Origin of the sequence: Paraburkholderia sprentiae WSM5005 (genome assembly GCF_001865575.2) — a bacterium.
In the GTDB taxonomy this organism is placed as follows: domain Bacteria; phylum Pseudomonadota; class Gammaproteobacteria; order Burkholderiales; family Burkholderiaceae; genus Paraburkholderia; species Paraburkholderia sprentiae.
Genome location: NZ_CP017562.2, coordinates 195,062 through 221,965 on the forward strand (window position 1 = coordinate 195,062; position 26,904 = coordinate 221,965).

The 26,904-nt window shown below is 64.1% G+C and carries 16 protein-coding genes; 11 read left to right on the forward strand and 5 right to left on the reverse strand.

Translation table 11 applies throughout. The features are described 5' to 3' along the window. Nucleotides 1–105 precede the first annotated feature (105 nt). The 3 genes from BJG93_RS17635 to BJG93_RS17645 all read left to right on the forward strand — a co-directional run bounded on the left by BJG93_RS17635 (nt 106) and on the right by BJG93_RS17645 (nt 4,857). The gene (locus tag BJG93_RS17635; RefSeq protein ID WP_027195599.1) at nt 106–2,445 is read left to right on the forward strand and encodes an alkaline phosphatase family protein; all 2,340 of its coding nucleotides are present in this window, start codon (nt 106–108) and stop codon (nt 2,443–2,445) included. Nucleotides 2,446–2,664: 219 nt separating this feature from the next. Continuing rightward, nucleotides 2,665–4,146 carry a cytochrome-c peroxidase gene (locus tag BJG93_RS17640; protein ID WP_027195600.1) on the forward strand — a complete coding sequence of 494 codons (1,482 nt, stop codon included), beginning with the start codon at nt 2,665–2,667 and terminating at the stop codon, nt 4,144–4,146. Between the two features lie 39 nt (nt 4,147–4,185). After that, entirely contained in the window at nt 4,186–4,857 is a 672-nt protein-coding gene (locus BJG93_RS17645; protein ID WP_027195601.1) for a hypothetical protein, read from the forward strand. 54 nt (nt 4,858–4,911) lie between these two features. On the opposite strand, the gene BJG93_RS17650 is transcribed toward BJG93_RS17645, so the two are convergent. The 3 genes from BJG93_RS17650 to BJG93_RS17660 form a co-directional block, all read right to left on the reverse strand. Then, entirely contained in the window at nt 4,912–5,814 is a 903-nt protein-coding gene (locus tag BJG93_RS17650; RefSeq protein ID WP_027195602.1) for an NAD-dependent epimerase/dehydratase family protein, read from the reverse strand. A 137-nt stretch (nt 5,815–5,951) separates the two neighbouring features. Next, complete coding sequence (locus tag BJG93_RS17655) at nt 5,952–7,478, reverse strand: glycosyltransferase family 39 protein (RefSeq protein ID WP_027195603.1); 1,527 nt, start codon at nt 7,476–7,478, stop codon at nt 5,952–5,954. Between the two features lie 195 nt (nt 7,479–7,673). Further along, on the reverse strand, nt 7,674–8,564 hold the full coding sequence (locus BJG93_RS17660) for a 2OG-Fe(II) oxygenase (protein WP_027195604.1): 891 nt from the start codon (nt 8,562–8,564) through the stop codon (nt 7,674–7,676). A 440-nt stretch (nt 8,565–9,004) separates the two neighbouring features. On the opposite strand from BJG93_RS17660, the gene BJG93_RS17665 reads away from it, so the two are divergent. From BJG93_RS17665 to BJG93_RS17705, 8 genes are all read left to right on the forward strand, one after another. Next, nucleotides 9,005–10,225 carry an efflux RND transporter periplasmic adaptor subunit gene (locus tag BJG93_RS17665; RefSeq protein ID WP_027195605.1) on the forward strand — a complete coding sequence of 407 codons (1,221 nt, stop codon included), beginning with the start codon at nt 9,005–9,007 and terminating at the stop codon, nt 10,223–10,225. A 15-nt stretch (nt 10,226–10,240) separates the two neighbouring features. Further along, nucleotides 10,241–13,396 carry an efflux RND transporter permease subunit gene (locus BJG93_RS17670; protein WP_071336623.1) on the forward strand — a complete coding sequence of 1,052 codons (3,156 nt, stop codon included), beginning with the start codon at nt 10,241–10,243 and terminating at the stop codon, nt 13,394–13,396. Then, nucleotides 13,393–16,713: an efflux RND transporter permease subunit gene (locus BJG93_RS17675; protein ID WP_027195606.1), complete on the forward strand. Its 3,321-nt coding sequence runs from the start codon at nt 13,393–13,395 to the stop codon at nt 16,711–16,713. Before BJG93_RS17670 ends, BJG93_RS17675 begins: the two co-directional genes overlap by 4 nt. Next, nucleotides 16,710–18,284, forward strand: a complete 1,575-nt coding sequence (locus BJG93_RS17680) for an efflux transporter outer membrane subunit (RefSeq protein ID WP_027195607.1) — start codon at nt 16,710–16,712, stop codon at nt 18,282–18,284. The genes BJG93_RS17675 and BJG93_RS17680 overlap by 4 nt, the downstream gene beginning before the upstream one ends. Nucleotides 18,285–18,293: 9 nt before the next feature. Further along, nucleotides 18,294–18,920 (forward strand): chromate transporter, encoded by a 627-nt coding sequence (locus BJG93_RS17685; RefSeq protein WP_027195608.1) that lies wholly within the window; start codon nt 18,294–18,296, stop codon nt 18,918–18,920. 43 nt (nt 18,921–18,963) lie between these two features. Further along, nucleotides 18,964–19,500: a chromate transporter gene (locus BJG93_RS17690; protein WP_027195609.1), complete on the forward strand. Its 537-nt coding sequence runs from the start codon at nt 18,964–18,966 to the stop codon at nt 19,498–19,500. 152 nt (nt 19,501–19,652) lie between these two features. Continuing rightward, nucleotides 19,653–20,366 carry a DUF4396 domain-containing protein gene (locus BJG93_RS17695; RefSeq protein WP_027195610.1) on the forward strand — a complete coding sequence of 238 codons (714 nt, stop codon included), beginning with the start codon at nt 19,653–19,655 and terminating at the stop codon, nt 20,364–20,366. Nucleotides 20,367–20,790: 424 nt separating this feature from the next. Then, nucleotides 20,791–22,890 (forward strand): putative bifunctional diguanylate cyclase/phosphodiesterase, encoded by a 2,100-nt coding sequence (locus BJG93_RS17705; RefSeq protein WP_027195611.1) that lies wholly within the window; start codon nt 20,791–20,793, stop codon nt 22,888–22,890. A 46-nt stretch (nt 22,891–22,936) separates the two neighbouring features. Here the strand turns inward: BJG93_RS17705 and BJG93_RS17710 are convergent, their stop codons facing one another. Together BJG93_RS17710 and BJG93_RS17715 are read right to left on the reverse strand one after the other, a co-directional pair. Then, a complete protein-coding gene (locus BJG93_RS17710; RefSeq protein WP_231337553.1) occupies nt 22,937–24,742 on the reverse strand; it encodes a thiamine pyrophosphate-binding protein in 1,806 nt (601 codons plus the stop codon). Nucleotides 24,743–25,088: 346 nt separating this feature from the next. Further along, nucleotides 25,089–26,834 (reverse strand): methyl-accepting chemotaxis protein, encoded by a 1,746-nt coding sequence (locus BJG93_RS17715; RefSeq protein ID WP_027195613.1) that lies wholly within the window; start codon nt 26,832–26,834, stop codon nt 25,089–25,091. Nucleotides 26,835–26,904: the final 70 nt, after the last annotated feature.

Genomic DNA, 26,904 nt, shown 5'->3' on the forward strand with positions numbered 1-26,904 from the left:
TCATAAAAAGGGAACATTGCCGCTAGATAATCCCGCTGCGTAAAAAAATACGGATTTGTTTCATTAGGGCGGAAAGTCGTCATCGAAACCAACAGGGGTCCCACAATGTCGGTCAGTCCCACATCACGCACCACGCTGATTCTTACCTCAATCGCGGCAGCCTGCGTTGTCGCAGCCTGCGGCGGCTCCGATCACAACGACACGGCGAGCACCGGTACCACTCAACCGACGACCTATGCGGGTGTCGTGACGGCCGCCAACTTCGTGCCGGGCAACGCGTCCGGTAACCCGACCATCAAAGCGGGCTATTACGCCGGCGCAACCGTCTGCCTCGATACGAACGGCAACGGCAAGTGCGATTCGGGTGAAGCGAGCGCGACGACCGACAGCAACGGCCACTTCTCGCTGCAATCGAGCGCGAGCGGTCAGCTGATCGCCGACGTCAGCACGAAGGCAACCAACACCGCAAGCGGCGCGGCTGTCGCGAGCCACGTGATCCTGCGCGCCTCGGCTGCGCAGATCGCCGATCAGGGCGCGGCGAACATCGTGATCAGCCCGATGTCGACCGAAGTGCAGCGTCTGGTCGAAGCGAACGGCACCAGCTACGCAACCGAGAAGGCCAATGTCGCAGCGCGCCTGACGGGTCCGGCACTCGGCGCCTCGTCGGTGACGGTCACCGCCGCCGACGCGCTCGGCGACGTGAACAAGCTGTCCGGTGTCGAGCAGCAGACCGTGCTGTTCGAAGACAACCAGCTCGCGAACCGCTACACGTATGCGACGACCAAGCTCGATCGCGGCGACCTGTACCCGGACAACCTGGCGGTGACGGGCGGTGATCCGTCGATCGTCGGCGTAACGGGCGTGAGCGCGTCGACGGCCGTGAAGTCGACGCAGACGCAAGCACCGATCACGTACGCGCAGTCGCAGCAAGCCGCGTTCAACGTCGAAGGCATTCCGCGTTACGACAACGTGTTCGTGATCATGCTCGAGAACCACAGCGTGGGTCCGGTCACGGGCACGCCGGGCATTCTCGGTTCGACGAACGCGCCGTTCATCAATCAGTTCCTCAGCAGCAACGCGCAGTTCACGACCTACTACTCGACCGGCAATCCGAGCGAGCCGAACTACACGGCACTCGGCGGCGCCGACGACTGGGGTATCGTCGACGACAACTGGTGGGGCTGCGGCGCAGGCACGAGCGGCGCCAACGCACCGACCGACGCGGCATTCGCCGGCGGTACCGCTTCGGACGGCCAGCCGCTCGCTGCGACCGGCGCACTGCCGCCGCAAGACACTTCGCACCTGTCGGGCTATACGACGACCGGCGCGTGCGCATCGACGACCTCGATCGCGAATCACAACGTCTCGGCGCCGAGCCTCTTCACGCTGCTGTCGAAAGCGGGTATGACGTGGCGTACCTATAGCGAGTCGATGAACCCGGGCCAGGACCCGCGCGCGGACAGCGTTGCCGAGCCGACGATTTCGGACACCTACAAGGGTCCGGGCAGCACCGGCACGGCCTTCGCGATGCCGGGCGCGCTGTACAAGACCAAGCACCATCCGGGCATGGCCTATCAGCAGACGCGTAACCTGCCGGAGTTCCACGCCGACAACCGCACGATGTTCGGCACGCAGTACTCGGCCGCCGACCTGGCGAAGTCGCAGGCCTACCCGATCCCGGCGAACTACAACTACGACCAGTTCAGCACCGACCTCGCGACCGGCGACGTGGGTAACGTGAACTTCATCATGCCCGACCAGTGCGACGACATGCACGGCACCGGCTCGGATCCGTCATGCACGGGCGGCAGCACCGCGATCGTGCAGCGCGGTGACGACTACGTGCGTCAGGTGGTCGCCAAGATCCAGGCTTCGCCGATCTGGACCAACCCGAATCGCAAGGTCGCGATCGTCGTGATGTTCGACGAAGGCGAAGGCAGCTCGACCGCGTGCTGCGGCTGGAATCCGGTTACCTCGAACGTGAACCAGCAACCGCTGTCGTTCGCGAGCGGCAAGTACACGCCGGTCACGACGACGCTGTACAACCAGGGCAACCATGGTCACGGCAACTCGGTGTTCGGTGTCGCGACGAACCAGGCGAACCCGAACGTCGTGGATAGCGACGAGTACAGCCACTTCTCGTTCGTTCGCACGCTGCAGGACATGTTCCAGATCGCCGATCCGCAGCAGCCGAACACGTACCTCGCTCGTGCGAAGTACACGGAGTCGTTCATCGCTGCGAACATCGCGAATCTGCCGGAACTCGCGGGCAGTTCCGACACGCACTTCGACTCGGTCCGTCCGATGAACCACGCGTACGTTACGCCGGCGACCTACACGCAGAAGCTCAACATGGTTGACGTGACGAGCACGTCGCTGGCATCGCGCGGCCCTGGCCCCGACGCGACCCAGACCAACATCTGGTCGCTGAAGTCGGCGAAGTAAGGAGCCGATCCGCATGCGATACAAGCCGGTTCGCCGTCTTGTATCGCAGCCAGACGCGAGCAGCGCTTGCTGCCGGCCCACGTATCGAGTGGTCCGGCAGTTTTCCATTCCGTTCGTCCCATTGCCGCGCGGCCTTAGCGGTACGCGCAGGTAGCCAGGCCCTGCACGAGGCCCAGCCAGGACCGCCCGGCAATCGGATTCAGGTACCACGACATCGTCATGCGAACACTTACTTCGAGCGTGCTGTGCGCGCTCTCCCTGATATTGACCGCATGCGGCGGCGGTGGCAGCGATGGCGGCGGCTCGAGCCAGACCTCGTCGTCGTCAGGCAGCGGCGGCACGGCGAGTATCGCGCCGCCCGCGACGGTCACGCTGAGCGCCGCGGCGCAGGTCGGCAAACAGCTGTTCTTCGATCAGAACCTGTCAGGCAACAAGAACATGTCCTGCGCGAGCTGCCATAACCCGCAATATGCGTACGGGCCGCCCAACAGCCTCGCCGTGCAGCTCGGCTCCGATCCGTCGCTGGCGGGTCAGCGCGCGGTGCCCTCGCTACGCTACAAGTCAATGACGCCTCCGTACAACGACGTCGCCGACAACCCCGACGGCATCACGCAGAATGCGCCCGGCGGCGGCTTCATGTGGGACGGACGCGCGACCACGCTTGCCACCCAGGTGTCGATGCCGCTGCTCAATCCGCTCGAAATGAACAACGCGTCGGCAGCCGATGTCGTGAAGGTCGTGCAGGGCGCGTCGTATGCATCGTTGTTCCAGCAGGCGTTCGGCTCGGGCGTGTTCGCCAACGCCGACACCGCGTTCGCCGACATCGGCCTCGCTCTGCAGGCGTTTGAGACGGAAGACCCGAGCTTCGCGCCATATTCGAGCAAGTTCGACCTGTTCGAGTCCAACAAGGTGGGCGGCACGTTGACGGCGGCCGAACTGCGCGGCCTCGAACTCTTCAACGACACCGACAAGGGCGCCGGTTGCGTGGCCTGCCACTACGCGGGCGCGAACTTCAACGGCTCGGTGGGTCTGATGACCGACTTCACGTATCAGGCGATCGGTGTGCCGCGCAACGATACGTCGATACCGGACAATCCCGATCCGATCCCGAGCAATACCAACACCGCGTACTACGACCTGGGTCTGTGCGGTCCGCTGAACACGATCCACTCGCCTGGTAGCGCGACGAGCGGCGCGGGTCCGGATTCGTTCACCGGCGTCAACGTGCCCGATCCGTATTGCGGCCGCTTCAAGGTGCCGACGCTGCGCAACGTCGCAACGCGCACTGCGTTCTTCCACAACGGCGTATTCCACTCGCTCGTGCAGGTGCTCGACTTCTACAACACGCGCGATACGAACCCCGAGTACTGGTATCCGAGCAGCGGCGGCGATAGCAGCAACATGGTGCAGAACCCGTCGTTCGCGCTGTTCCCGAGCGCCGCGTCCGGTGCGACGGCCACGCCGTTCAACGATCTGCCCAGCGCGTACCGGGGCAACATCGACGAAGAACTGCCGATGGGCCAAGGCCAGACCGATGCGGGCGGCACGACCGCGGCCGACGGCGCGAAGGCGCGGCCGGTTCACTCGACGCCGCAGCTGACGCAGCAGAACATCGCCGATCTGGTCTGCTTCCTGAATACGCTGACGGACGGTTATCAACCGCCCGCCACGCCGCCGACGAGCGGTGCCTGCGTGAACTGACGACTTTCAATACCGCAACTCAACCTGAGCAACGACGACATGATGCGACGCTCCACCGCCGCCCGCCTTGCAGGCGGCGCGCTTTCCCTGCTGGCCCTGACGCTTTTCGCCGGCTGCCACGACAAGAGCCAGGACGCGAATCAGGCAAACTTCACGGCTACGATCAACGACTATCTGGCCAAGCGCGGCCATCTGTGCCTCGCCAAATACGACTGGCCGATCTATACGACGACTGAAGACCGCGCCAACGGCACGCGCGACGCGATCCAGATGCCGGTGCTCGAAAAGCTCGGGCTGGTGGTGGGCAAGGACATGCTGGTCGAACGCGTGGATGCGGACGGCAAGAAGATCACCGCGTCCGCGCGGCAGTATCAGCTGACGCCGGAAGGCCAGAAGTACTATCTGCACATTCCGGAAGTGGTCGCGACCGCGGCGTCGCGCGTCACGCATCCGGCCGATTTCTGCGCGGCTTCGCTGTCGCTCGATAAAGTGGTCGGCTGGGAACGGCCGATGCAGATGGACGGCAAGACGGTGACGTCGGTGGTCTACACGTACAAGATCGACCCGGCGCCGTGGGCGAAGGACCAGGACGCGCAGCGTGTGTTTCCGATGGTCAAGCGGGTGATCGAAGGTGCGGGCACGATGCAGTTGCGTGAAGGCGTGCATCTGACCGACCAGGGCTGGGTTGCCGATGAGGTTTTCCAGCGCTGAGGGTGGCGGTTCAATGAGGGACTTGGTGGACCCAAGCCCTCATCGAAAAGCCTGCTACTGGACGATGTTTTTCGCTTCGTCGCGCCAGTAGTGTTGCTGTTTCCACCCAAGCAGGCGCTTGAGCTTTTCATTGCTGAGCAGAGTCTCGAACTCGCCGAGTTGCTTCCTGACCGGCACGCCCGGGTAGTAGCGTCGGAGCAGTTCCGCGGTGGGCACGTCGGACGATACGTCGTCGGCCGCGACGTTCATGACCTGAAAGCCGAGGCCGTCCTTTTCGATCGCGAGCCGGCAGGCGTTCGCGAGATCGCGGCCGTCGATATAGCTCCACGCAATCCGCTTGCGCAGTGCCGGATCCTTGAGCCACGCCGGAAACTTCGCGTAGTCGTCGGGTTCGAGCACGTTGCCAATACGAAAGCAGTAAATGTCGGAGCCGGTGCGCGTGTGGAACGCCTTCGCCGTCACTTCGTTGACAACCTTCGACGTCGCGTAGCTGTCCATCGGGTTCACCGGATATTCCTCGTCGAGCGGGAAGTACTCCGGACTGCGATCCCGGTGCGCGAACACCATGCCGTACGTGGTTTCGCTCGATGCCACGATCACCTTGCGGATGCCAAGCTTCGACGCTGCGTCGAGGATGTTGTACGTGCCCATCACGTTGATCCGGTAGACCTCGTTGTCGGGCGTGATCATGATGCGAGGGATCGCCGCAAAATGCACGATCGCGTCGATCGGCTTTGGCTCGAGGTCGTCGGCGAATTCTCCGGGCGCCGTGCTCGATGCGAGCGCATTGAATACCTGGCCCGCATCGGTGATGTCCGTTATCAACGTGCGCGCCGTGCGCGCTGCCATCGGCGCGCGATCCAGATTCATCACCTCGTAGCCATGCTCGACCAGGTTCTGGACGACCCATTTTCCGGCCAGGCCGCTGCCGCCGGTCACGATTACTCGCTTCGTCATGTGCTCCTCTTTTCTTTTAGACGCTCACGCACAGATGAGCGGAGCGTTCGATGGTGCACTCATGGTACCCCTTTCCACGCGCTCGGTCAGGTTGACCCTCGGTGGCATGGACCTCGTTGGCGCGGTGCGCGCGTGGCTCACGACTGCGGCACGATCACGAACAGTTGGTAGGGACGCGCAGGCAACTCCCGTCCCCATCGGGTCTTGCTCACCTCAAGCGCAATCGGCGCGGCATGGCTTAGCGACGATGCCGTCGCGATGCAGTCCGAGTCGTCGCCGCGGCACACAATCAACGCGCCTTGGCGCGCGAAATCGGCGGGTGTGACCCAGGGCGTTGCCGCCGGCCAGTGGAGATCCCAGAAGCGGGCGCGGCCGCCGTCATAGAACACCATCGAAGCGGCCTCATGCGTCGAGCCCGCCACGATCGACAGCGGCTGGCTGGTGCGTTGATGCCACGCCGCCTGCGCGGCTGCCGCGAGTTCCGCGCGCGGCTCGGCCGCGTCGTCGGTATTGCGCCGCGCCCCCGTGTAGCCGACCACGGCCGACACCGCGAGCACCAGCGCCCAGTACACCGCCATGACGCGGATGGCACGCTGCGGCGCGAACTCGAAGCGCGCTTTCACGAGCACGGCAAGCCAGAGCGGCACCATCGCGAACCACTGCGCCATGCCCCACACCGAGGCCATCTGCGTCTTGCCGATCACGGATAGCAGGCCCACCGCGAACAGTGGCCCCAGCGCGAGCCACCAGAGATCCGGGTACGACGCGCTCCGAACAACGCTCAGCGCCATGAGCCGCGCAGCCCCCCGCGTGCGCACCATCAACAGCACGAAAACGAAACTGAGCGCGAGATAGCCGATTTGCGCGAGCGTATAGATGCCAAAGCGCCCGACCGCGGCGAGCAGCGTGCCGCCGGTGCGTTGCGCGGCATACTCGAGCGTCGGGAAATGATTAACCATCATCCAGTGCACGTGCGGGGCCAGCACAGCGACGCCCGCCGCCACCGCGAGCAGCGAATCGACGCTGACGAGGCGCGCACGCCATGCGGGACGCGCGAGCAATGCCAGCAAGAGGCCGAGCAGCAGCACGATCGTGAAGTACTTGCCCAGCACGGCAAGCGCCGCGCACGCCCCGAGACCGAGCGCCGCGCCGCTGCGCGTGAGGCGGCTGCCCGGCTGCACGTAGCGGACGAAAAAGTAGGCGGTCCACGGCCAGACCGACAGCAGGATCGCGTTCGGATTGAATTTGATGGCGAGATTCGAGTAAAGCGGCGAAACCGCCATCGCAAGCCCGGCGAGGATCGCGATCTGGCGCGGCATGAAGCGCCCGGCGAGCGCGACGATCCCGGCCAGGCCAACCAGCACGTTCACCGCCGACAGCGCGAAATACGCGAGATCGGTATGCGGGAACACGCTGAACCAGGCCGCTGCGACCCACGACGACAGCGGCGGATGCTTCGCGTAACCGGCCTGCCACTCGATGCCCCAGACATAGGTCTCGACCATGTCGCCCTGAATGTCGAGATTGCCGCGCGCCAGCCAGGCGGCCAGCGTCCAGATCAGCGCGTGGAAGGGTAATAGCCAGCCGAGTGATGCGATGCCTGCGGCGGCAGGTTGGTCGGAGGCCGAGGCGAGCGACGTGGGATTCGAAAGCTGGGTCGACATTGAACCTTTTGGTCTGTGTGCCGCCGTTCCGGGCAGCGTTTTGGCCCGGCATTGTAATATGAGCCTACGTAGGAGGGGTGCGATCCGGGCAGGCTGCTCGGCAACCGATGGCGCCGATCCACTTAAAAACGGCTTGATGAGGGACGTTCGCGGCGAAAATCGACCTGTATGGTCGACACTCGCCGGCTCAAATCGTCACCCCGGATTCCGCGGCACAAATTGCCGATTGCGGATCCACTTGGTCGCCACCCACTTGTCCCCCGCGCGCAGCGGCGTGCTCGCGTGCAGCGAGCTCGGATCGCACAGCCCGAAGCGGTTCCCATATTCGAAGTACAGCGCATGCCCCCGCTGCGGCGCGACCGACCAGCCGAGCTGCGGAAACACCGTCTCGCCGCCGCCTTCGACATCTTTCAGATACATCAGCAGCGTGCCCATGCGCTGGCCGCTGCGCGCGATCGACTCGCGATTCGCCGCGTTGCCGGTGATCAGATAGTCCACATGGGGCGTGGACTCCGCGCCTACCTCGTAATGCAGCATTTGCAGACCTTCACCGTTTTCGACCGGCGTGCCGGTAAGCAACGCGATGCGCGCTTCGATGCGCGCGATCAGCGGCGTCTCGCAGAGACGGAAAAACATCCCGTGACTGCTGCGATGACCGGCGACCACATTGCGGCCGGTCACCGGATCGACGACGGTCGAGCGGTCGAGCCGTGGCTGCGCGAGCGCGATCAGCTGCTCGCATTCGTCGCCGCTCAGAAAATTAGCCAGATGCACCGCGGCGGGCCGTTGCAATCGCGACAGCACGCGCACCTTGCGCTCGCCGAGCTGGATCAGCGGGCCGTCGGCCACCCGCAGCGGCTCGGGCTCATAGCTGAGCGGCGCGCCGCCGACTTCCAGCTTGTCGCCGGGCAGCGGCGCGCCATATAGAAACGCCGACGAGACCGCATCGACCATCGCCGAAGCGAGCTCGGCCGCGTTGTTGCGGGCGACCATCTCGTTGACGATGGCTTGCGGCGCAACGCCTCGCGTGAGATTGGCGGCGATCCAGTCGCGGACCTCGGCGGGGAAATTGACGGTGATGGACATCGGCGTGACGTTGTGAAGTGTCGTGATGGTCGCGGCGCGCGCGACGCTGGCTTGGGAGGATAGCGAACGATTGTGACGATTCTGCACGGACGATCCGCTTTTCAATTGGCTGTCGTCTGTTACCGCGTATTGCGATGACCCGCCGCGCCCAACACGCGAGCCATCGGGATGCCCGCCCCCGCGTGCTGCTCCGATCGATGCCCCGACTCTTCCACTCGCCAACATGTTGCACCGCTGTAACTCAAGCCCGGCGCGAGCCGGGTACATTGGCGCATGCCCGTGCTCAAGCCCCCGCCCACTTCCTTACGTCTTCATAACAACACGTCCAATGGATCTCGACTGATGACAACGCGCATGAACCGTGGCACTTTTGCGCAGTCCGCTCGGAGGACGACCTTCCAACCGAATATCAAAGCCAACATCCGTTCCCGGAGAGCAACATGAGCGAAACCGTGTCCCCGCCGCCGAAGCGCTCGCGACGCGGGCTCATCCTCTTCGCGGTTATCGTGCTCGTACTGGTTGCGCTCGTCGCGGTTCATCTGCTGACGCGCAAGAAGCCGGTGCGCGAGAACGCGGCGATCGTCGTCACCGTGTCGCAGGCAAGCCTCGGTTCGATGCCCGTCACGCTGAGCGAGCTCGGCACGGTCACCCCCACCGCAACCGTGACCGTGCTACCTCAGTTGAGCGGCTATCTGACCGAGGTCGGCTATCACGAAGGCCAGGAGGTGCAGAAAGGCCAGTTCCTCGCGCAGATCGATCCGCGCCAGTATCAGATCAGCAAGCAGCAGGCAGAGGCAACGCTCGCGAAAGACCGCGCGTCACTCGCGCAGGCGCGCGCCGATCTCGAGCGCTATACGCAATTGAACGAGCGCAAGTCGATCGCGCAGCAAACCTTCGCGGATCAGCAGTTCCTCGTGCAGCAGGATGAAGCGGCGGTGAAGGTCGACCTCGCCAACATCGCCCAATACGATCTCGACCTTGCCTATTGCCGCATTACCGCACCGATCGCGGGCAAGGTCGGCTTGCGACTCGTCGATCCGGGCAACTACGTGACCGCGTCGTCGTCGACGGGCATCGTCGTCATCACGACCGTCAAGCCGACCACGGTGCAGTTCACGGTGCCGCAGGATTCGCTCGCGTCGATCGTTCAGCGTGTGAACAGCGGCGCGAAGCTGCCGGTTACCGCGTATTCGAGCGACAACTCGCGCGAGATCGCGACCGGCACGCTGTACGCGCTCAGCAACCAGATGGCGACCGCGACCGGCACCGTCACGTTGCGCGCCACCTTCGCGAACGACGACGAAGCGCTGTTCCCCAATGAGTTCGTGAACGTGAAGCTGCTCGTCGACACGATGCAGAACGCGGTGCTGGTGCCGACCGTCGCGGTGCAGTCCGGCGCGCCGGGCGACTTCGTCTATCTGGTCAATCCGGATAACACCGTGTCCGTGCGGAAGGTCAAGATCGGGCCGAGCGACGGCAGGCACACGGTGATCCTGTCGGGTCTCGCGGCCGGCAACCAGGTCGTGACGGACGGCACCGATCGTCTGAACGACGGCGCGAAGATCCAGCCGGCGCATCCGAAGCCCGCCGCCGCGGCGAGCGGCGCGGCCGTCACCCGCCCGAAGGCGCCCGCCGCCACGTCCGAAGCTGCTTCGTCGTAACGGACCGCCGCGCCGATGAATATTTCCCGCCTGTTCATTCTTCGCCCGGTCGCGACGCTGCTGCTGATGATCGCGCTCGTGCTCGTCGGTCTGATCGCGATGCGGGTGTTGCCGGTGTCGTCGCTGCCGAATGTCGACTATCCGACCATTCAGGTGCAGACCTTCTATCCGGGCGCGAGCCCGACCGTGATGGCGACCACTGTCACCGCGCCGCTCGAGGTGCAGCTCGGCGAGATCCCGGGCCTGCAGCAGATGACCTCGTACAGCTCGGACGGTGCGTCGGTGATCACGCTGCAGTTCGATCTGTCGTTGAACCTCGATATCGCCGAGCAGAACGTGCAGCAGGCGATCAACGCGGCGAACAGCTATCTGCCGTCGGGCTTGCCGGCGCCGCCGACCTACGCGAAGGTCAATCCCGCCGACCAGCCGATCCTGACATTAGCGGTCACGTCGAAGTCGATGTCGCTGACGCAACTCGAAGACGTCGCGAACAATCGCCTCGGCACGAAGATCTCGGAAGTGTCGGGCGTCGGTGTCGTGACGACGAGCGGCGGCAACGTGCCCGCGATCCGCGTCGAGGCCGATCCGCACAAGCTCGCCGCCTACGGCCTGAATATCGACGACCTGCGCACGTTGCTCAGTTACGTGAACGTGAGCCAGCCGAAGGGCAATTTCGACGGCCCCGACCTCGATTACACGATCAACGGCAACGATCAGATCACCGATCCGAAGGACTATCTGGACACGGTGATCGCCTACCAGAACGGCTCGCCGGTGTTCATGCGCGATGTCGCGCGCGTGAGCCAGGCCGCGCAGGACGTCGAGCGCGGCGCCTGGTACAACGGCTCGCCCGCGATCGTGCTGAACGTGCAGCGCCAGCCGGGCGCGAACGTGATCAAGACGGTCAACCAGATCATGAAGGAGCTGCCGCAGCTCGAATCGACGCTGCCGGCCGGCATGAAAGTGACCGTCGTGTCGGACAGCACCGGCGTGATCCGCGCGTCGGTCGCGGACGCCGCGTTCGAGTTGATCCTCGCGATCGTGCTGGTGGTCGCGGTGATCTTCGTGTTCCTGCGCAACGTCCCCGCCACGCTGATTCCGAGCATCTCGGTGCCGGTCTCGCTGATCGGCACGCTCGCGGTGATGTACCAGCTCAACTATTCGATCGACAACCTGTCGCTGATGGCGCTGATCATCGCGACCGGCTTCGTGGTCGACGACTCGATCGTGATGATCGAGAACATCGTGCGCTATCTGGAAGAGGGCATGTCGCCGCTCGAAGCCGCACTCGAAGGCGCGGGGCAGATCGGCTTCACGATTCTGTCGCTGACCGTTTCGTTGATCGCGGTGCTGATTCCGCTGCTGTTCATGGGCGGCGTGATCGGGCGCCTGTTCAGCGAGTTCGCAGTGACGCTCGCGGTCACGATCGTGATTTCGGCGGTCGTGTCGCTGACGGTGGTGCCGATGCTGTGCGCCCGGATGCTGCGCGCACAGGCCGAGCGGCATCCGAGCCGCTTCGAGCGAATCAGCGAGGGCCTTTTCGACAAGACGCTCGCCGCCTACGAGCGCGGCCTGCGCTGGGTGCTCGATCATCAGACGCTGACGCTGATGGTCGCGATCGCCACCGTCGTGCTGACCGGCATCCTCTATGTGGTCATTCCCAAGGGCCTGTTTCCGGTGCAGGACGTCGGCGTGATCGAGGGCATCAGCGTCGCCGACAACTCGGTCTCGTACGCGGCGATGGTGCAGCGCCAGAGCGCGCTCGCCGATGCCGTCCTGAAGGACCCGGACGTGGTGTCGCTGACGTCGTACGTCGGCATCGACGGCACCAACGCGACACTGAACAACGGCCGCTTCCTGATCAATCTGCGCGAGCGCGACAAGCGCTCGGACAACGCGCAAGAAATCGCGCGACGGCTGGCGCAGGAAGTCGCGCACGTGCCGGGCGTCAAGCTGTTCATGCAGCCCGAGCAGGACCTGACGCTCGACACGACCGTGTCGCCGAACCAGTACAGCTTCGCGTTGCGCGGACCGAGTCAGCAGGCGTTCCAGAAGTACGTGCCGGAACTCGTCGCGCGCCTGAAACGGATTCCGTCGCTGTCGGACGTGCAAAGCGATCTCAACAGCGACGGCCTCAGCGTGAACGTCGAAGTGAACCGGCAACTGGCGGCGCGCTTCGGCATCACGCCCGCGACGATCGACAATGCGCTGTACGACGCGCTCGGTCAGCGCATCGTGTCGACGATCTTCGAGCAGTCGGCCCAGTACCGGGTGATTCTGGTCGCGAAGCCGGAAACGATGCCGACTCTCCAATCGATCGGCGATCTCTATCTGCCGAGCCAGACCAGCAGCACCGGTCAGGTGCCGCTTTCCGGCATTGCGAAGATCGAGATCAGGAAGGCGCCGCTCGTGATCAGCCATCTCGCGCAGTTTCCGGCGGTGACGGTGTCGTTCAATCTCGCGAAGGGCGCGTCGCTGAGCACCGCGGTCAAGGAGATTCACCAGGCCGAGCAGGCGATCGACCTGCCGCCGTCGATCACGTCGTCGCTGCAAGGCGCGACCGCGGCGTTCGAGGATTCGCTCTCCAGCGAGGTTTATCTGCTGATCGCGGCGCTCGTTGCGGTGTATATCGTGCTCGGCGTGCTGTACGAGAGCTTCATCCATCCGGTCACGATCCTGTCGACGCTGCCATCCGCGGGCATCGGCGCCTTGCTGTCGCTGATGCTCGCGGGCATGGATCTCGACGTGATCGGCATCATCGGCATCGTGCTGCTGATCGGCATCGTCAAGAAGAACGCGATCATGATGGTCGACTTCGCGCTCGACGCCGAACGCAATCACGGCAAGGCGCCGCGCGATGCGATCTTCGAGGCGTCGCTGCTGCGTTTCCGGCCGATCCTGATGACGACGCTCGCCGCGATGCTCGGCGCACTGCCGATGCTGCTCGGCACCGGCACCGGTTCGGAACTGCGCCGGCCATTAGGTCTCGCGATCATCGGCGGTCTGACGCTGAGCCAGATGCTGACGCTGTTCACGACGCCGGTGATCTATCTGTTCTTCGACCGCATGGCCGCGCGCGTGAACCGCTGGCGCGCCGCACGCGCTGAGCGCAACGGCGGCGACGAACCGGGCGGGCGCCCGCCGGAAGGCGGCGCGGGGGGCACCCGGTGAACATCCCGGCGATCTTCATCCGGCGGCCGGTCGCGACGACGCTGCTCGCAATCGCGATCCTGATCTCCGGCACGCTCGCGTATTTCCGCATGCCGGTCGCGCCGCTGCCGAACATCGCGTTTCCGGTGATCGTCGTGCAGGCGAACATGGCCGGCGCGAGCCCGAGCGTCATGGCGTCGACGGTCGCCGAGCCGCTCGAGCGGCGCCTCGCGACGATCGCCGACGTCGAGGAGCTGACCTCGATCAGCTACGTCGGCTCGTCGATGATCATCGTCGAGTTCGGCCTGAAGCGCGACATCAACGGCGCCGCGCGCGACGTCGAGGCGGCGATCCAGGCCGCGCGCGCCGATCTGCCCACCACGCTGCGCAGCAATCCGAGCTACCGCCAGTACAACCCGGCCGATGCACCGATCATGGTGCTGTCGCTGACCTCCGACACGCTGACGAAGGCGCAGTTGTACGACTCCGCCGATTCGGTGATCCAGCAGCAGTTGTCGCAGGTGCGGGGCGTCGGCCAGATCACGCTCGGCGGCGGCGCGTTGCCGAGCGTGCGCGTCGAGCTGCAGCCGGGCAAGCTCAATAGCTACGGCATCGGCATGGAAGACGTGCGCGCGGCGATCAGCGCGGCCAATGCCGACAGCGCGAAGGGTCATCTCGATGTCGGCGATCAGCGCTATGTGGTCACGTCGAACGATCAGATCACGCACGCGGCGCCGTATCGGGATCTGGTGGTCGCGTATCGCGACGGCGCGCCGGTGCAGTTGCGCGACGTCGCCCAGGTGCGCGACTCGAACGAAAACATCCGCAACGCGGGACTCTTCAATGGCAAGTCGGCGATTCTGGTGATCGTCTATCCAATGCCGGGCAGCAATGTGGTCAGCACCGTGCGGCAGATACGCAACGTGCTGCCGTCGATCCAGGCCACCTTGCCGAGCAGCGTGCACGTGGACGTTGCGATCGACCGCTCGCAGTCGGTCACGTCGTCGGTCAGCGACACCGAGCGCACGCTGTTCATCGCGGTGCTACTGGTGGTTGGCGTCGTGTTCATCTTCCTGCAGTCGCCGCGCGCGACGCTGGTGCCGGCGGTCGCATTGCCGTTGTCGATCGTCGGCACGTTCGGGCCGATGTATCTGCTCGGCTATAGCATCGATAATCTGTCGCTGATGGCGTTGACCATCGGCACCGGCTTCGTCGTCGACGACGCGGTCGTCGTGCTCGAAAACGTCGTGCGCTACATCGAGCAGGGACTGAGTCCGAAAGAGGCCGCGCTGAAGGGCGCCGGCGAAGTCGGCTTCACGGTGATCTCGATGAGCCTGTCGCTGATCGCGGTGTTTTTGCCGATCATCCTGTTTCCGGGCATCGTCGGGCTGATGTTCCATGAGTTCGCGATCACGCTGTCGATCGCGATTTTGATTTCGCTGGTGATCTCGTTGACGGTCACGCCCGCCATGTGCGCGTACGTGCTGAGCCGCGACCACGCCGGTCATTCGCGAGCGCGTTGGGCGCAGTGGATCGAGCGGCAGTTCGACCGCTTCAAGGGCGTCTACGCGCGCTCGCTGACGGCCGTGCTCGATCATTCGCTGCTGGTGATTCTGCTGCTGTTCGCGCTGCTGGTCGGCAACGTGTTCCTGCTGAAGCTGGTGCCGGCCACGTTCTTCCCCGAGCAGGACACCGGCATCCTGATCGGCCAGATCATCGCCGACCAGAGCATTTCGTTTTCGGCGATGCAGAAGAAGCTCGCGCAGTTGCAGTCGATCGTGCAGAGAGATCCGGCGGTGCAGTCGGTCGCGGGCTTTACCGGCGGACGTGCGCTCAATACCGCGAACGTGTTCATCGAGCTGAAGCCGCTGTCGCAGCGGCACGCCACCGCCGCCCAGATCGTGAACCGGCTGCGGCCGAAGCTCAACCAGGTGTCGGGCGCCCGGCTGTTTCTGCAGGCGCAGCAGGACCTACGCATCGGCGGGCGGCAGTCGGCGGCCGAATATCAGTACACGCTAACCAGCGACGATTCCGCCGCGCTGTTTACCTGGACGCCGAAGCTCGTCGCGGCGTTGTCGAAGGAGCGCGGACGGCTGCTCGACGTGAACTCCGACCTGCAGCAGAACGGCCTGCAGACCTATGTGTCGATCAATCGCGCGACCGCCGCGCGCTACGGCTTCGCGCCCAATCAGGTCGACAACGTGCTGTACGACGCATTCGGCCAGCGCACCGTGTCGACGATCTATAACCCGCTGAACCAGTACTTCGTCGTGATGGAGGTCGCGCCCGAGTACTGGCAGTATCCGCAGACGCTGAACCAGATCTATCTGAGCAAGTCGGCGGGCAATCCGAGCGGCACGGCCGCGACGCAGATGCCGCACGGCACGGTGTCGGCGTTGAGCTCGACCAACGCGAGCACGAGCAGCACGTCGTCGACCACGAACTCGCGCAACTCCGACGCGCAGTCGAACGCGACCAACAACAGCATCGCCAACAGCAAGGGCGGCAGCTCGACCGGCAGCGCGGACAGCACGGCCGCCGAAACGATGGTGCCGCTTGCCGTGATGGCGTCGTACGCGAGCAGCCATACGTCGACGCAGGTGAACCACCAGAGCGGGCTGGTCGCCGCGACGATCTCGTTCAATCTGCCGGCCGGCGGGTCGCTGAGTCAGGCGGGCGCGGCGATCAACGACACGATCCGCGAGATCGGCATGCCCGCCAGCATCCACGGCTCGTTCGCGGGCGCGGCGGCGGCCTATTCGCAGTCGATGGGCGTGGTGCCGCTGCTGATTCTCGCGGCGCTCGCCGTCGTCTACATCGTGCTCGGCGTGCTATACGAAAGCTCGATCCATCCGCTGACGATCCTGTCGACGCTGCCGTCCGCGGGCATCGGCGCGACGCTCGCGCTGCTGATTTTCGGCACGCCGTTCTCGGTGATCGCAATGATCGGCATCATCCTGCTGATCGGTATCGTCAAGAAGAACGGCATCATGATGGTCGACGTCGCGATCCAGTTGCAGCGCCAGCAACAGATGACCGCGCGTGACGCGATCCACGAGGCCGCGCTGATCCGTCTGCGGCCGATCATGATGACGACGTTCGCGGCCGTGCTCGGCGCGGTGCCGCTCGCGATCGGCATCGGCCAGGGCGGCTCGCTGCGCCAGCCGCTCGGTATCACCGTGATGGGCGGGTTGATTCTGAGCCAGATGTTTACGCTCTACACGACACCGGTGATTTATCTATACCTCGACCGGCTGCGTGCGCGGCTGGTCAGGTGGTCCGCGGGTCTGCGCTGGAACCGGGACGCGAAGCCGGGACAACCCGATACGATGGCATGACGATGAAGACTTCCACTGAACGATCGATAACGGCCCGCTTGCGGGCGTCGCGCTGCGGGTTGCCGAGCGTCGCGACGCTCGCCGTCGCGTTGCTGGCGCTGTTCAACGCGGGCTGCATGGTCGGCCCCGACTATCACCGGCTGCAGGTCAGCGTGCCCGCCACTTACTCGGAGCTGCCGGGCTGGACCCAGGCCGAGCCGAACGCGACCGGCCCGAAGGGCACGTGGTGGACCGCATTCAACGATCCGTTGATCGATGAACTCGAACCGCTCGTCGCGGTGTCGAACCAGACCGTGCGCGCGGACTACGCGAACTATCAGGAAGCGCTCGCCGAGGTGCGCGCCGCGCACGCAAACCTGTTTCCGACGATCGGCGCGACCGGTTCGGCGACGCGCGAGCGCGCGAGCAGCGGTTCGACCAGTGCATCGGGAAGCTTCATCAATGGAACGACGGCGCGCATCATCAATTCGGGCTCGCTGGAGGGCGACGTGAGCTGGTCCCCGGACCTATGGGGCCAGGTGCGCCGCACGGTCGAGGAAAACGCCGCGACCGCGCAATCCACCGAGGCGACGCTCGCGAATGCGACGCTCTCCGAGCAGGTCGCGCTCGCGACCGCGATCATCGAGCTGCGCACCACCGATGCGAACATCGATCTGCTGCAGGAAACGGTTGTCGCGTATCAGCACTATCTCGACGTCGTCAGCGAACAGGATCGCGCGGGCACGATTCCACCGAGCGACGTGATCACCGCGCGCAGCCAGTTGAATACCGCGAAATCCGATCTGATCGCGCTCGGCGTTTCGCGCGCGCAGTACGCACATGCGATTGCGGTGCTGGTCGGCAAGAATCCGGAGGAGCTGGCGATCACCCATAGCACCGCGCTGCCGGCGCTGCCGTCGGTGCCGGTTGGCGTGCCGTCGACGTTGCTCGAACGTCGCCCCGACATCGCTGCGGCCGAGCGCAAGATGGCCGCGCAGAATGCGGCGATCGGCGTCGAGGTGGCCGCGTACTATCCGGATGTCTCGCTGTCGGCGGTGGCGGGTTTCACGCAGTCGCCATTGTCCGGTCTGCTGAAGGCCGCGAACTACGTGTGGTCGCTCGGCGGCAGCGCGACCGAGACGCTGTTCGACGGCGGCCTGCGCAGCGCCGACGTCGACGCCGCGAAGGCAGCCTACGACTCGGCGGTCGCCAGCTATCGCGGCACCGTGCTGGGCGCGTTCCAGAACGTCGAGGATGACCTGTCCGGCCTGCGCATTCTCGCCGATCAGGCGGTCGTGCTCGAAGCGGCGGTGCGCGACGCGAACCGTGGCGCGGCGATCGCGTTCAACGAGTACGAGGCAGGCACCGTCGATTACACGACGGTCGCGGTCGCGCAAGCGACGCAGCTGACCACGCGGCAGACCGCGCTGAACGTGCAGGAATCGCGGCTGCTGCACGCGGCGTCGTTGTTCGGCGATCTGGGTGGCGGGTGGTCGACCGATGAGTTGCATGATCCGCGGCATCCGGCGGCGGCGACGTCTGCGGCAATCGTGCCGGGCGCGCGGCCAGCGCGGCACGATCAAAACGACTAAGGACGAGCATTGGCCAAAGGCACCCACGGGCAAGACGTCAGCGACCCGGTACCGAGATCCGAACACGACGCGCGACACGACGCACCAGCGCCGCGCGACGTGACCTCGCTCGGCCTCTTCCTGATCTTCGCGCGCATCGGTCTGACGAGTTTCGGCGGCGGGTTGAGCGGCTGGTTCATGCGCGAGTTCGTGCACGACCGGCACTGGATCGGCGAAGACGAATTTCTCAACGGCCTCGCGTTGTCGCAGGCGCTGCCGGGCGTCAATGTGAAGAATCTGGCGATCTGGATCGGCTACCGGCTGCTCGGCTGGCGCGGCGCCGTCGCGGGATTCTGCGGCATCATTTTTCCGCCGGCCGTCGTGATCATTCTGCTCGGCGTGTTCTTCTCGGCGATCGCCTCGTTTCCGCTCACGCATATCGCGCTCGCCGGCGCCGCGGCCGGGGCGATCGGGCTGTCGCTGTCGATGGCGATCACCGCCGCGCGGCGGCTGCCGCGCCGGGTGTTCCCCTATCTGGTGCTGGCGGGGACGTTCGTGGCCGCCGCGGTGTTTCGCGTGTCGCTGGTGTGGACCGTGCTGATCGCGGGCGCATTGAGCGTTGGCTGCGAGTACCTGCGCGAGGCGCGCCAGCCCTGATTGCCATGGATGGCCGTTAGACCAACTCCGGAAAGCGTCTGTCGTGTCTCGAACTCTCATCACCCTGTTTTCGGTTTTCGCGCCGTTGTCCATGGTCACCGTCGGCGGCGGTCAGGGGATCATCGCCGAGGTGCAGCGCCAGGTCGTCGACGTCCATCACTGGATGAGTCACGCGCAGTTCCTCAGCGACTTCGCGATCGCGCGGCTCGCGCCGGGCCCCGGCTCGCTGCTTGCGACGCTGATCGGCTATCAGGTCGGCGGGCTCGGCGGCGCGCTCGTCGCAACCGTCGCGCTATTCGGGCCGACCGCGTTTCTGATGTACGGCGTCGTGCACGTGTGGAACCGGCACGAAGGTGCGCGTTGGCTGAACGCGTTGCAGGCCGGATTGCGACCTGTGGCCGCCGGGCTGATTCTCGCGGCCGTCTACGTGCTGATCAAGGAACTCGAAGGCGGTTGGGTCGCGTGGCTCACCGCGGCCGTCGCGACCGTGCTCGTGATGTGGACGCGTATCAATGCATTGATATTGATCGCGGGCGGCGCGATCGTGTTCGTGCTGGTGCATTTTGCCGGCTTGTTGTAGCGCACGGGGCGGGGAATGTGCGCGTGGATGGTGGATTCAGGCGTGGCGCACGGGTCGCTGTCCGAGTGGGCTTTTTCGATCGTGACTGTACCGGTCACCAGTGCGGAACGCGCCTTGCTATCGGCTCGATAAACCCGACAGCATGGACAGCGATGACCATCGGAACTTTCCCAACCTGGTTGCATGCCCTTTCATTCGTATCGGTCGCTGTCGGCGCCATCTGTGCCCTGGCGATCGCAGTCGACGAAGTTCGACACCCGCAGAAGATGTGGATCATGAATCTCGTTTGGCCGCTAACCGCGTTATTCGGTACCGTCCTATGGCTTGCTGCCTACTACGCGTGGGGACGCAATGTTCCGGGCGCCCGGAACAAGACCGAGGCGCAGCCGTTCGCAGCGATAGTCATGAAAGGAACGAGTCACTGCGGTGCCGGCTGTACGCTTGGCGACATCATCGTCGAATGGTCAGCTTTCGCTTTCCCCGCGTTGGCGGTCTGGTTCGGGTGGCACACGCTGTTCAACGAAAAAACGTTTGCGGTTTGGATCCCCGATTTCATCGTCGCTTTTCTGCTCGGCATCGTGTTCCAGTACTTCACGATCAAACCGATGCGCGGCCTGTCCGTCCGCGCGGGTGTGCTGGCGGCCGTCAAAGCGGACGTCGCCTCCATTACGGCGTGGCAGGTCGGCATGTATGGACTCATGGCCATCGTCCAATTCCTATGGTTCAAGCGGGCTTACGGGGGAATCGCGATGGTTGCAAGCCCTGAGTTCTGGTTTGCGATGCAGCTCGCCATGTTCGCGGGATTCGCGACCAGCTATCCCGTTAACTGGTGGCTGATCCGTTCCGGTGTGAAGGAGAAGATGTGAAGGCCGCGGTTCGGTTTGCGGGCGACCATTGCGCAACGGCATGCCTTTCGGAACAGAACGTTGCTGAAATGGCCGAATGCATCAAGTTAGACATGGACTGCGCGGACATTTGCCGCCTGGCTTCCGCTGCCATGGCTCGTGGCAGTAGTCGCGCGAAGGAATGTCGGGCGATGGGGCAGTAAGAAGCGGGCTCGATCGCTGCATCGGGCAGCCTCGGCTGCGTATGCGCCTAGCATAAAACGGTGACTATTAAAGGAAAACCGCTAAAAATGCGGGCGAAAGCATAAAGTTATCCGTCAGTCTGCCGATAAAGCAGCGGCACGCACGTGCCGCGCATTGACACGGCGCGGCTCACCGAAGCCAAGGCGGAGCGCAAGAAAAAAAACAGTCGCAAACTAGAGACAAAATAAGAGAGAGAGGGTCGATGACCGGTGTCTATAACCCGCTGCTGGTCTGCCTGTCGCTGGTGGTCGCATTCCTTGCGTCCTACACGGCCGTGGAGCTGTCCGGTGGCCTGAATGCCCTCGCGAGCGCAAAACGGCGGCCGCTATGGCTCGTCGGCGGCGCGGTGTCGATGGGAGTCGGCATCTGGTCGATGCACTTCATCGGCATGCTCGCGTTCTCGCTCCCGATTACGGTCGGCTACGATTTTTCCGTCACCGCGGCGTCGCTGTTCCTCGCGATCGGCGTATCACTCATCGCGCTTGCCACCGCGAGCCGCGGCGCGTTGTCGCGAGGGCGCCTGTGCGTTGCCGGAACGATCATGGGCATCGGCGTAGCCGCGATGCACTTCACCGGCATGCACGCGATGCAGATGTCGCCGGCAATCGAGTACACGACCTGGAAAGTCGTGCTCTCGGTGGGCGTGGCGATCGCCGCTTCGATGGCGGCACTCTGGCTCGCCTTCAGGCTGCGCACGTCGGACGTGGAAAATCTCGTCGTCAAGCGGCTCGGCGCGGCCGTCATCATGGCGGTCGCGATCACCGGCATGCACTATCTCGGCATGAGCGCGGCCAACTTCGCCGCCGGCAGCCTGTGTCTCTCCGGCGGTAAGCTGGATGCGAACTGGCTTGCGCTCGTGGTCACGGCGACTTCGTTCACCGTGCTAGTGGGTACGCTCGCCTTGCTCGGCTTCCTGACGAGCAGCCTTTCGATCTCGCTGAAGCGCGCGAACCGGCAATTGCATTATCTCGGCACGCACGATGCGCTGACGAATCTGCCGAACCGCCAGCAACTTTCGTTGCGCATCGCACAGGCGGTCGCCGAATGCGCGCGCGAGGAATCGCCGTTCGCGGTGCTCTTCGTCGATCTCGACGGCTTCAAGTCAATCAACGATTCGCTCGGCCATCGCGTCGGCGACGACTTGCTGCAAGTGTGCGCCGAGCGTCTGCGCGAGGACCTGCGCCATACCGACATGGTCGCGCGGCTTGGCGGAGATGAATTCGTGATCGTGATCGACAACGTGGCCGATGGGTCGTCCGCCGTGGCGGTCGCCAACGCGGTGCTGCGGCGGCTAAGCCAGGAGATCGTCGTCAACGGATTGCAGTTGCGCGTGAGTGCGAGCATCGGCATCGCGATCTATCCGCGCGATGGCGGCAATGCCGACGAACTGCTGCACAGCGCGGACGCCGCGATGTACGCCGCCAAGCAAAGCGGGCGCAATACGTTCCGCGTGTTCGAGCCGCAGATGAACCACACGGCGCTGAAGTCGCTGATCCTGCAGCGCGATCTGCATCGTGCGTTGAGCGGTGGCGAACTCAGTATGTCGTTCCAGCCGAAGTTCAGCGTGGCATCGCAATCGGTGACTGGCGTCGAGGCACTGATCCGCTGGCGTCATCCTGAACTGGGCGAGATTGCGCCGCTCGAATTCATCCCGATCGCGGAACGCTCAGGCCTCATCGTCGAGATCGGCGACTGGGTGCTGCGCGAGGTCTGCCGCAACATTGCGCTATGGGACGCGCAAGGCCTGCCCGCGATCTCTGTCGCGGTGAATCTTTCGCCGATCCAGTTCAGCGTGCCGGACCTGGTGGCCCGCATCGATGCGCTGACCGGGGCAGCCGGCGTCGAACCGTGCCGCCTGATGTTCGAGATTACGGAAACGACAGCGATGCAGAACGTCGAGAAGACGAGCCGCACGATCGAAGCGCTGCGCTCGCGCGGCTATACCGTCGCCATCGACGACTTCGGCACCGGCTATTCGAGCCTGTGCTATCTGCAGCGCTTCAGGTTCGACCAGATCAAGATCGACGGCTCGTTCATGCGCGATCTCGACGCCGACGGCCAGCGCGGTAGCGCATTGCTATCCGCCGTCCTGACGCTCGCGCGCGCGTTGCAAATCGAGGTCGTGGCCGAGGGCGTCGAGACGGAGTCGCAATTGCGCACGCTCAGCGAGCTTGCCTGCGATCAGATGCAGGGCTTCCTGTTGAGCCGCCCGTTGCCTGCCGCCGAGTTCCTGGCGTTCCTGCGTTGCGCCGCGGACCGGATCGTCGCCGCGAAGCGCGCCTGCATGACGCCCGCCGGGTGACGACGGCCGCGCTTTGCGGCCACCAACGCGACGATAGGTACGCATCTCACGGACAGGTTTCGGCTTCTGCATAGTACCGATTCGGCGCGGGAAAGACCCCGGTCATGACCTCGATCAGGAACGGGCCGTCATATCGACATGCTTCGTTTAATACATCATCGAGCTCGTCGATTTGCTCGACCGCGCGCGCGGCCACCCCGATCGACGATGCAAAAGCCGACCAGCTATGACGAGGCAGTTGGGTGAACTGCTCCGAAATCGAACCGCTGCTGATCGCATCGATATGGATTGCGCCATGCGCAGCGTTATTCAGAACCACATAGATCACCTTGACGCGGTATCGAGCCGCGGTCTGGATCTCCATGCCGTGCATCATCATGCACCCATCGCCGGTCACGACGACACAGGGTCGTTCCGGGGCCGCGAGCTTCACGCCGATTCCAGCAGCGATGGCCCATCCCATCGGCGCCAGCGAGCTCGACGAAAAATAGTTGCCGATGCCTGACGACAGCCAGTAGTGAGCCATGAAGATGCGGTGAGCGCCGGAGTCGACCACGACGTTGCTGTCCTTCGGCAGCACTGAGCACAAGCGCTTCACGACGTCTCCCGGGTAAAGCGCCGCACCATCGTCGCCGGAGACTCGTACCGCCAACTGCTCGAACTGAGGGTCGTACAGCGGGGTTCGGTTGACCTCGGCAACCCACGCCTTTCGTCGTTGCAGCGTTCCGGGGAATCCTGGGTAATCCTCCGTACCCTTGCGGGCCAGCAACCGGAAGCTCGCGCCAATTCCGGAGAAGATCTGCTGACGCGCAATGTGCCCCATCGCCGGTGAATCGAAGCTGTCGTCGAAGATCAGCAGTTCCTTGCCGCCCGTCAGCTTCCCGCTCCAGTTCATGCTGTCTCGCTGGTTCAGGTCGCAACCAAATACGACGAGCGCGTCCAGTTCGTCCGAGTTGATCACACGCGCAGCACGCGAATGGCTCGAGAATCCATATACGCCTAGGGCAAGGGCATGTTCCTCAGGAAACGCGCCTTTTCCCGATAGCGTCGTCGCGACTGGAATATGAAATTTTTCCGCGACCTCGAGCAGAACCTTGGCCGTTTCTGCATCGTTACCGCGACTGCCGATCAGAAACGCGACTTTCTTCGGCTGGAGCAGATACTGATCGCAGAGCACATCGAGAGCGGCGCGATTCGCGGGCACCTCGCATGCGTTGAATTCACCGTGGGCGTAGGGTTGCCGTGCGGTGTCCTGACCCGGCAGGACATCCTGTTTTTGAACGTCGACGGGAATACTGATGAACGACTGCGCTCGACGCATCCAGTTCAAGCCATCTGTCGCACGGCGCATCTCTGCCTGAATATTTTCCTTGTTCTTGAGCTCGACGATATCCGTGACAAGACTTTTGACCACACCGCTTTCAAAGATGCCTCCAGACGTGGCATCCTGGAACGCCCCTTTTCCTTCCGAGCGCGATGAGATCCCTCCGGCGATATAGAGCATCGGGATCCGGTCTGCGTGGGCGGCAGCCATGCCAGGCACGAAATTCATCGTGCCCGGGCCGGAAATGCCGGCACACACCCCGAATTTTCGGCTGGCGCGGGCATAGCCATCGGCCATGAAAGCACTGCCGGTCTCATGCGCGCCTACAATGCCACGAACTAAAGGGGAATTGTCGATTGCGTTCAGCAGCGGGTAGATCAGTTTCCCCGGGACCAGAAACACGTGATCTATTCCTGCGGACTCCAACGACTTCACAACCACTTTCGACACATTCAGCGGAACGTTTGATCTCATAGTGTTGGCGACGATCTGACGAGATACCGTTAATCGAATCTCACCGCTGTCCATCTGGACGTCGCGCGCTGCATGTCGAGGCGGCACGAGACGAAGTCGGCGACAGCCAGTTTGTGGAGACGGCGAGATTACCTTCAGCGCGCTGCGGCACATCGTCCGCAGTTGCCCATCAAGCTATTTCCTCGAACCTGCCTGACCGGCGGGCCCGCATGTCTCCATCCACAATCACACGTCCCTGGCTGCATCCTTGATCCCGCGCACCCGCCTCCGTGTCGGAGGCAGTCGCGGCTTGTTGTTGATCACCCGGCGCGCGGGGATCGCGGGTCTGCGCCCGCTCGACTTCCGCCCGGCTGGAATACGCCGACGGTATGGACCGACGTCGTCCAGCAACAGGAGCTGCTCAGAATGTCTGCCAGTCGGATGTCTTCGTATCGAGGGCCGCAACCGACTCGCTGCTGGCTGAAGACGGGACTGGCGTCCTCGCGGCTTTCGTCGGTGCCGCAGGAGAGGAGGCGGAACGGTTCGGAGCCGTCCGCTGCGGCGCTGCCTTGGGTGAGGTCGCCCGCGAGGAGCTTGTCTTCGCGCCGTTGACCTTGAAGAAGGCGACGGCCTTGCGCAGGCTTTCCGCTTGCTGCGCCATGGTCTGAGCCGCCGCCGAAGCCTCTTCGACGAGCGCCGCGTTCTGCTGAGTGACCTGGTCCATCTGGTTGACTGCCTGATTGACCTGCTCGATGCCGGTGCTTTGCTCTTTCGAGGCCGACGAGATTTCGCCCACGATGTCGGTCACACGCTTCACTGACTGCACGATTTCCTTGATCGCACCGCCTGCCTCTTCGACGAGCATCGAGCCCGCCTCGACCCGGCTGACAGAGGCGGAGATCAGCTCCTTGATTTCCTTTGCGGCAGTAGCGCTGCGTTGCGCGAGCGTGCGGACTTCACCCGCAACGACCGCGAAGCCCCGACCCTGTTCTCCGGCGCGAGCCGCCTCGACTGCTGCGTTCAGCGCGAGGATATTGGTCTGGAAGGCGATGCCCTCGATGACACCGATAATTTCGGACATCGTGGCCGAACTCGTGGAGATATCGCGCATCGTCTCGACCACACGCCCGACGATTTCGCCACCACGTTGCGCGACGCCCGACGCGGTACCCGAGAGGGTGGCAGCCTGGCTTGCATTGTCCGTGTTGTGACGGACCGCCGCAGTCAGTTCCTCCATGCTGGAAGCCGTTTCTTCGAGCGACGCCGCCTGTTCCTCCGTGCGGCTCGACAGATCCAGATTGCCTTGTGCGATCTGCGCACTCGCAGTCGCGACGCCTTCGGCGTTCTCACGCACGTCGGACACGACCCGCACGAGCGCATCGCACATGGCTTTCAGCGACGCCATGAGGCTATTCGTATCACCGGGCCGCAGCTCAATGCTGATGTTCAGGTCGCCGGCCGCCACGCTTCGCGCCACAGCAGCAGCCGTCGCGGGTTCCGTACCCAGCTGGCGCGTGACGCTGCGCATCATCCATATGCCGATCCCGACGCCGATCAACACCGACATCGCGACGAGGACGAGCATCACAGCGCGACCTTCGTCATACACCGCATCGTTGGATTCGGCCGTTCTTTGGGCGTCGCTCTGTTTCAGAGCAACCAGGTTGCCCATCAGGACGAGAGTCTTGAAACCCTTCCGGTGGTACTCGCCGAGCATATATTCGGTCAGGCCATCCCGATCCTCCAATCCGGCAGCGTTGATCTTGCCTTTCATTTCATTGAAGGCCTGGATGTAGTCCTGCCAGCCCTGATCGAGCTCGGCAAAGGTCGCCTTTCCTTTGTCGGTATAGACGAGGGGCTCCGCCTGATTGAGGTGTTCACGCGCGGAGGCCAGGGCCTTGTCAGCCTGATCCAGCGAGCCAGCCCGCTGTGCGGCCGTCGTAGCCAGCACTGCGTTGCGCAGATAGGTGCCGACTCGCAGCACGTCGGCGTTCGCCTGCTGTATCAGGTTGAGCCCGACGAGATCCTGCCGATACGTCTGGTCCGCGTTCGCGCTGATTTGCGCCATGTTGCGCAGACCGATCCCGCTGACGACAGCGCTGATGATCGAAACCAGGATGAAAGCGCTGATCAGCCTGGTACCGAGTTTCATATTGCCGAAATTCATAGTTCGCTTCGCTGAGAATAAAAACCGGAACGGAAAAGCAGTCCAGCCACGCTGCGGCGTCCGCCGCTGG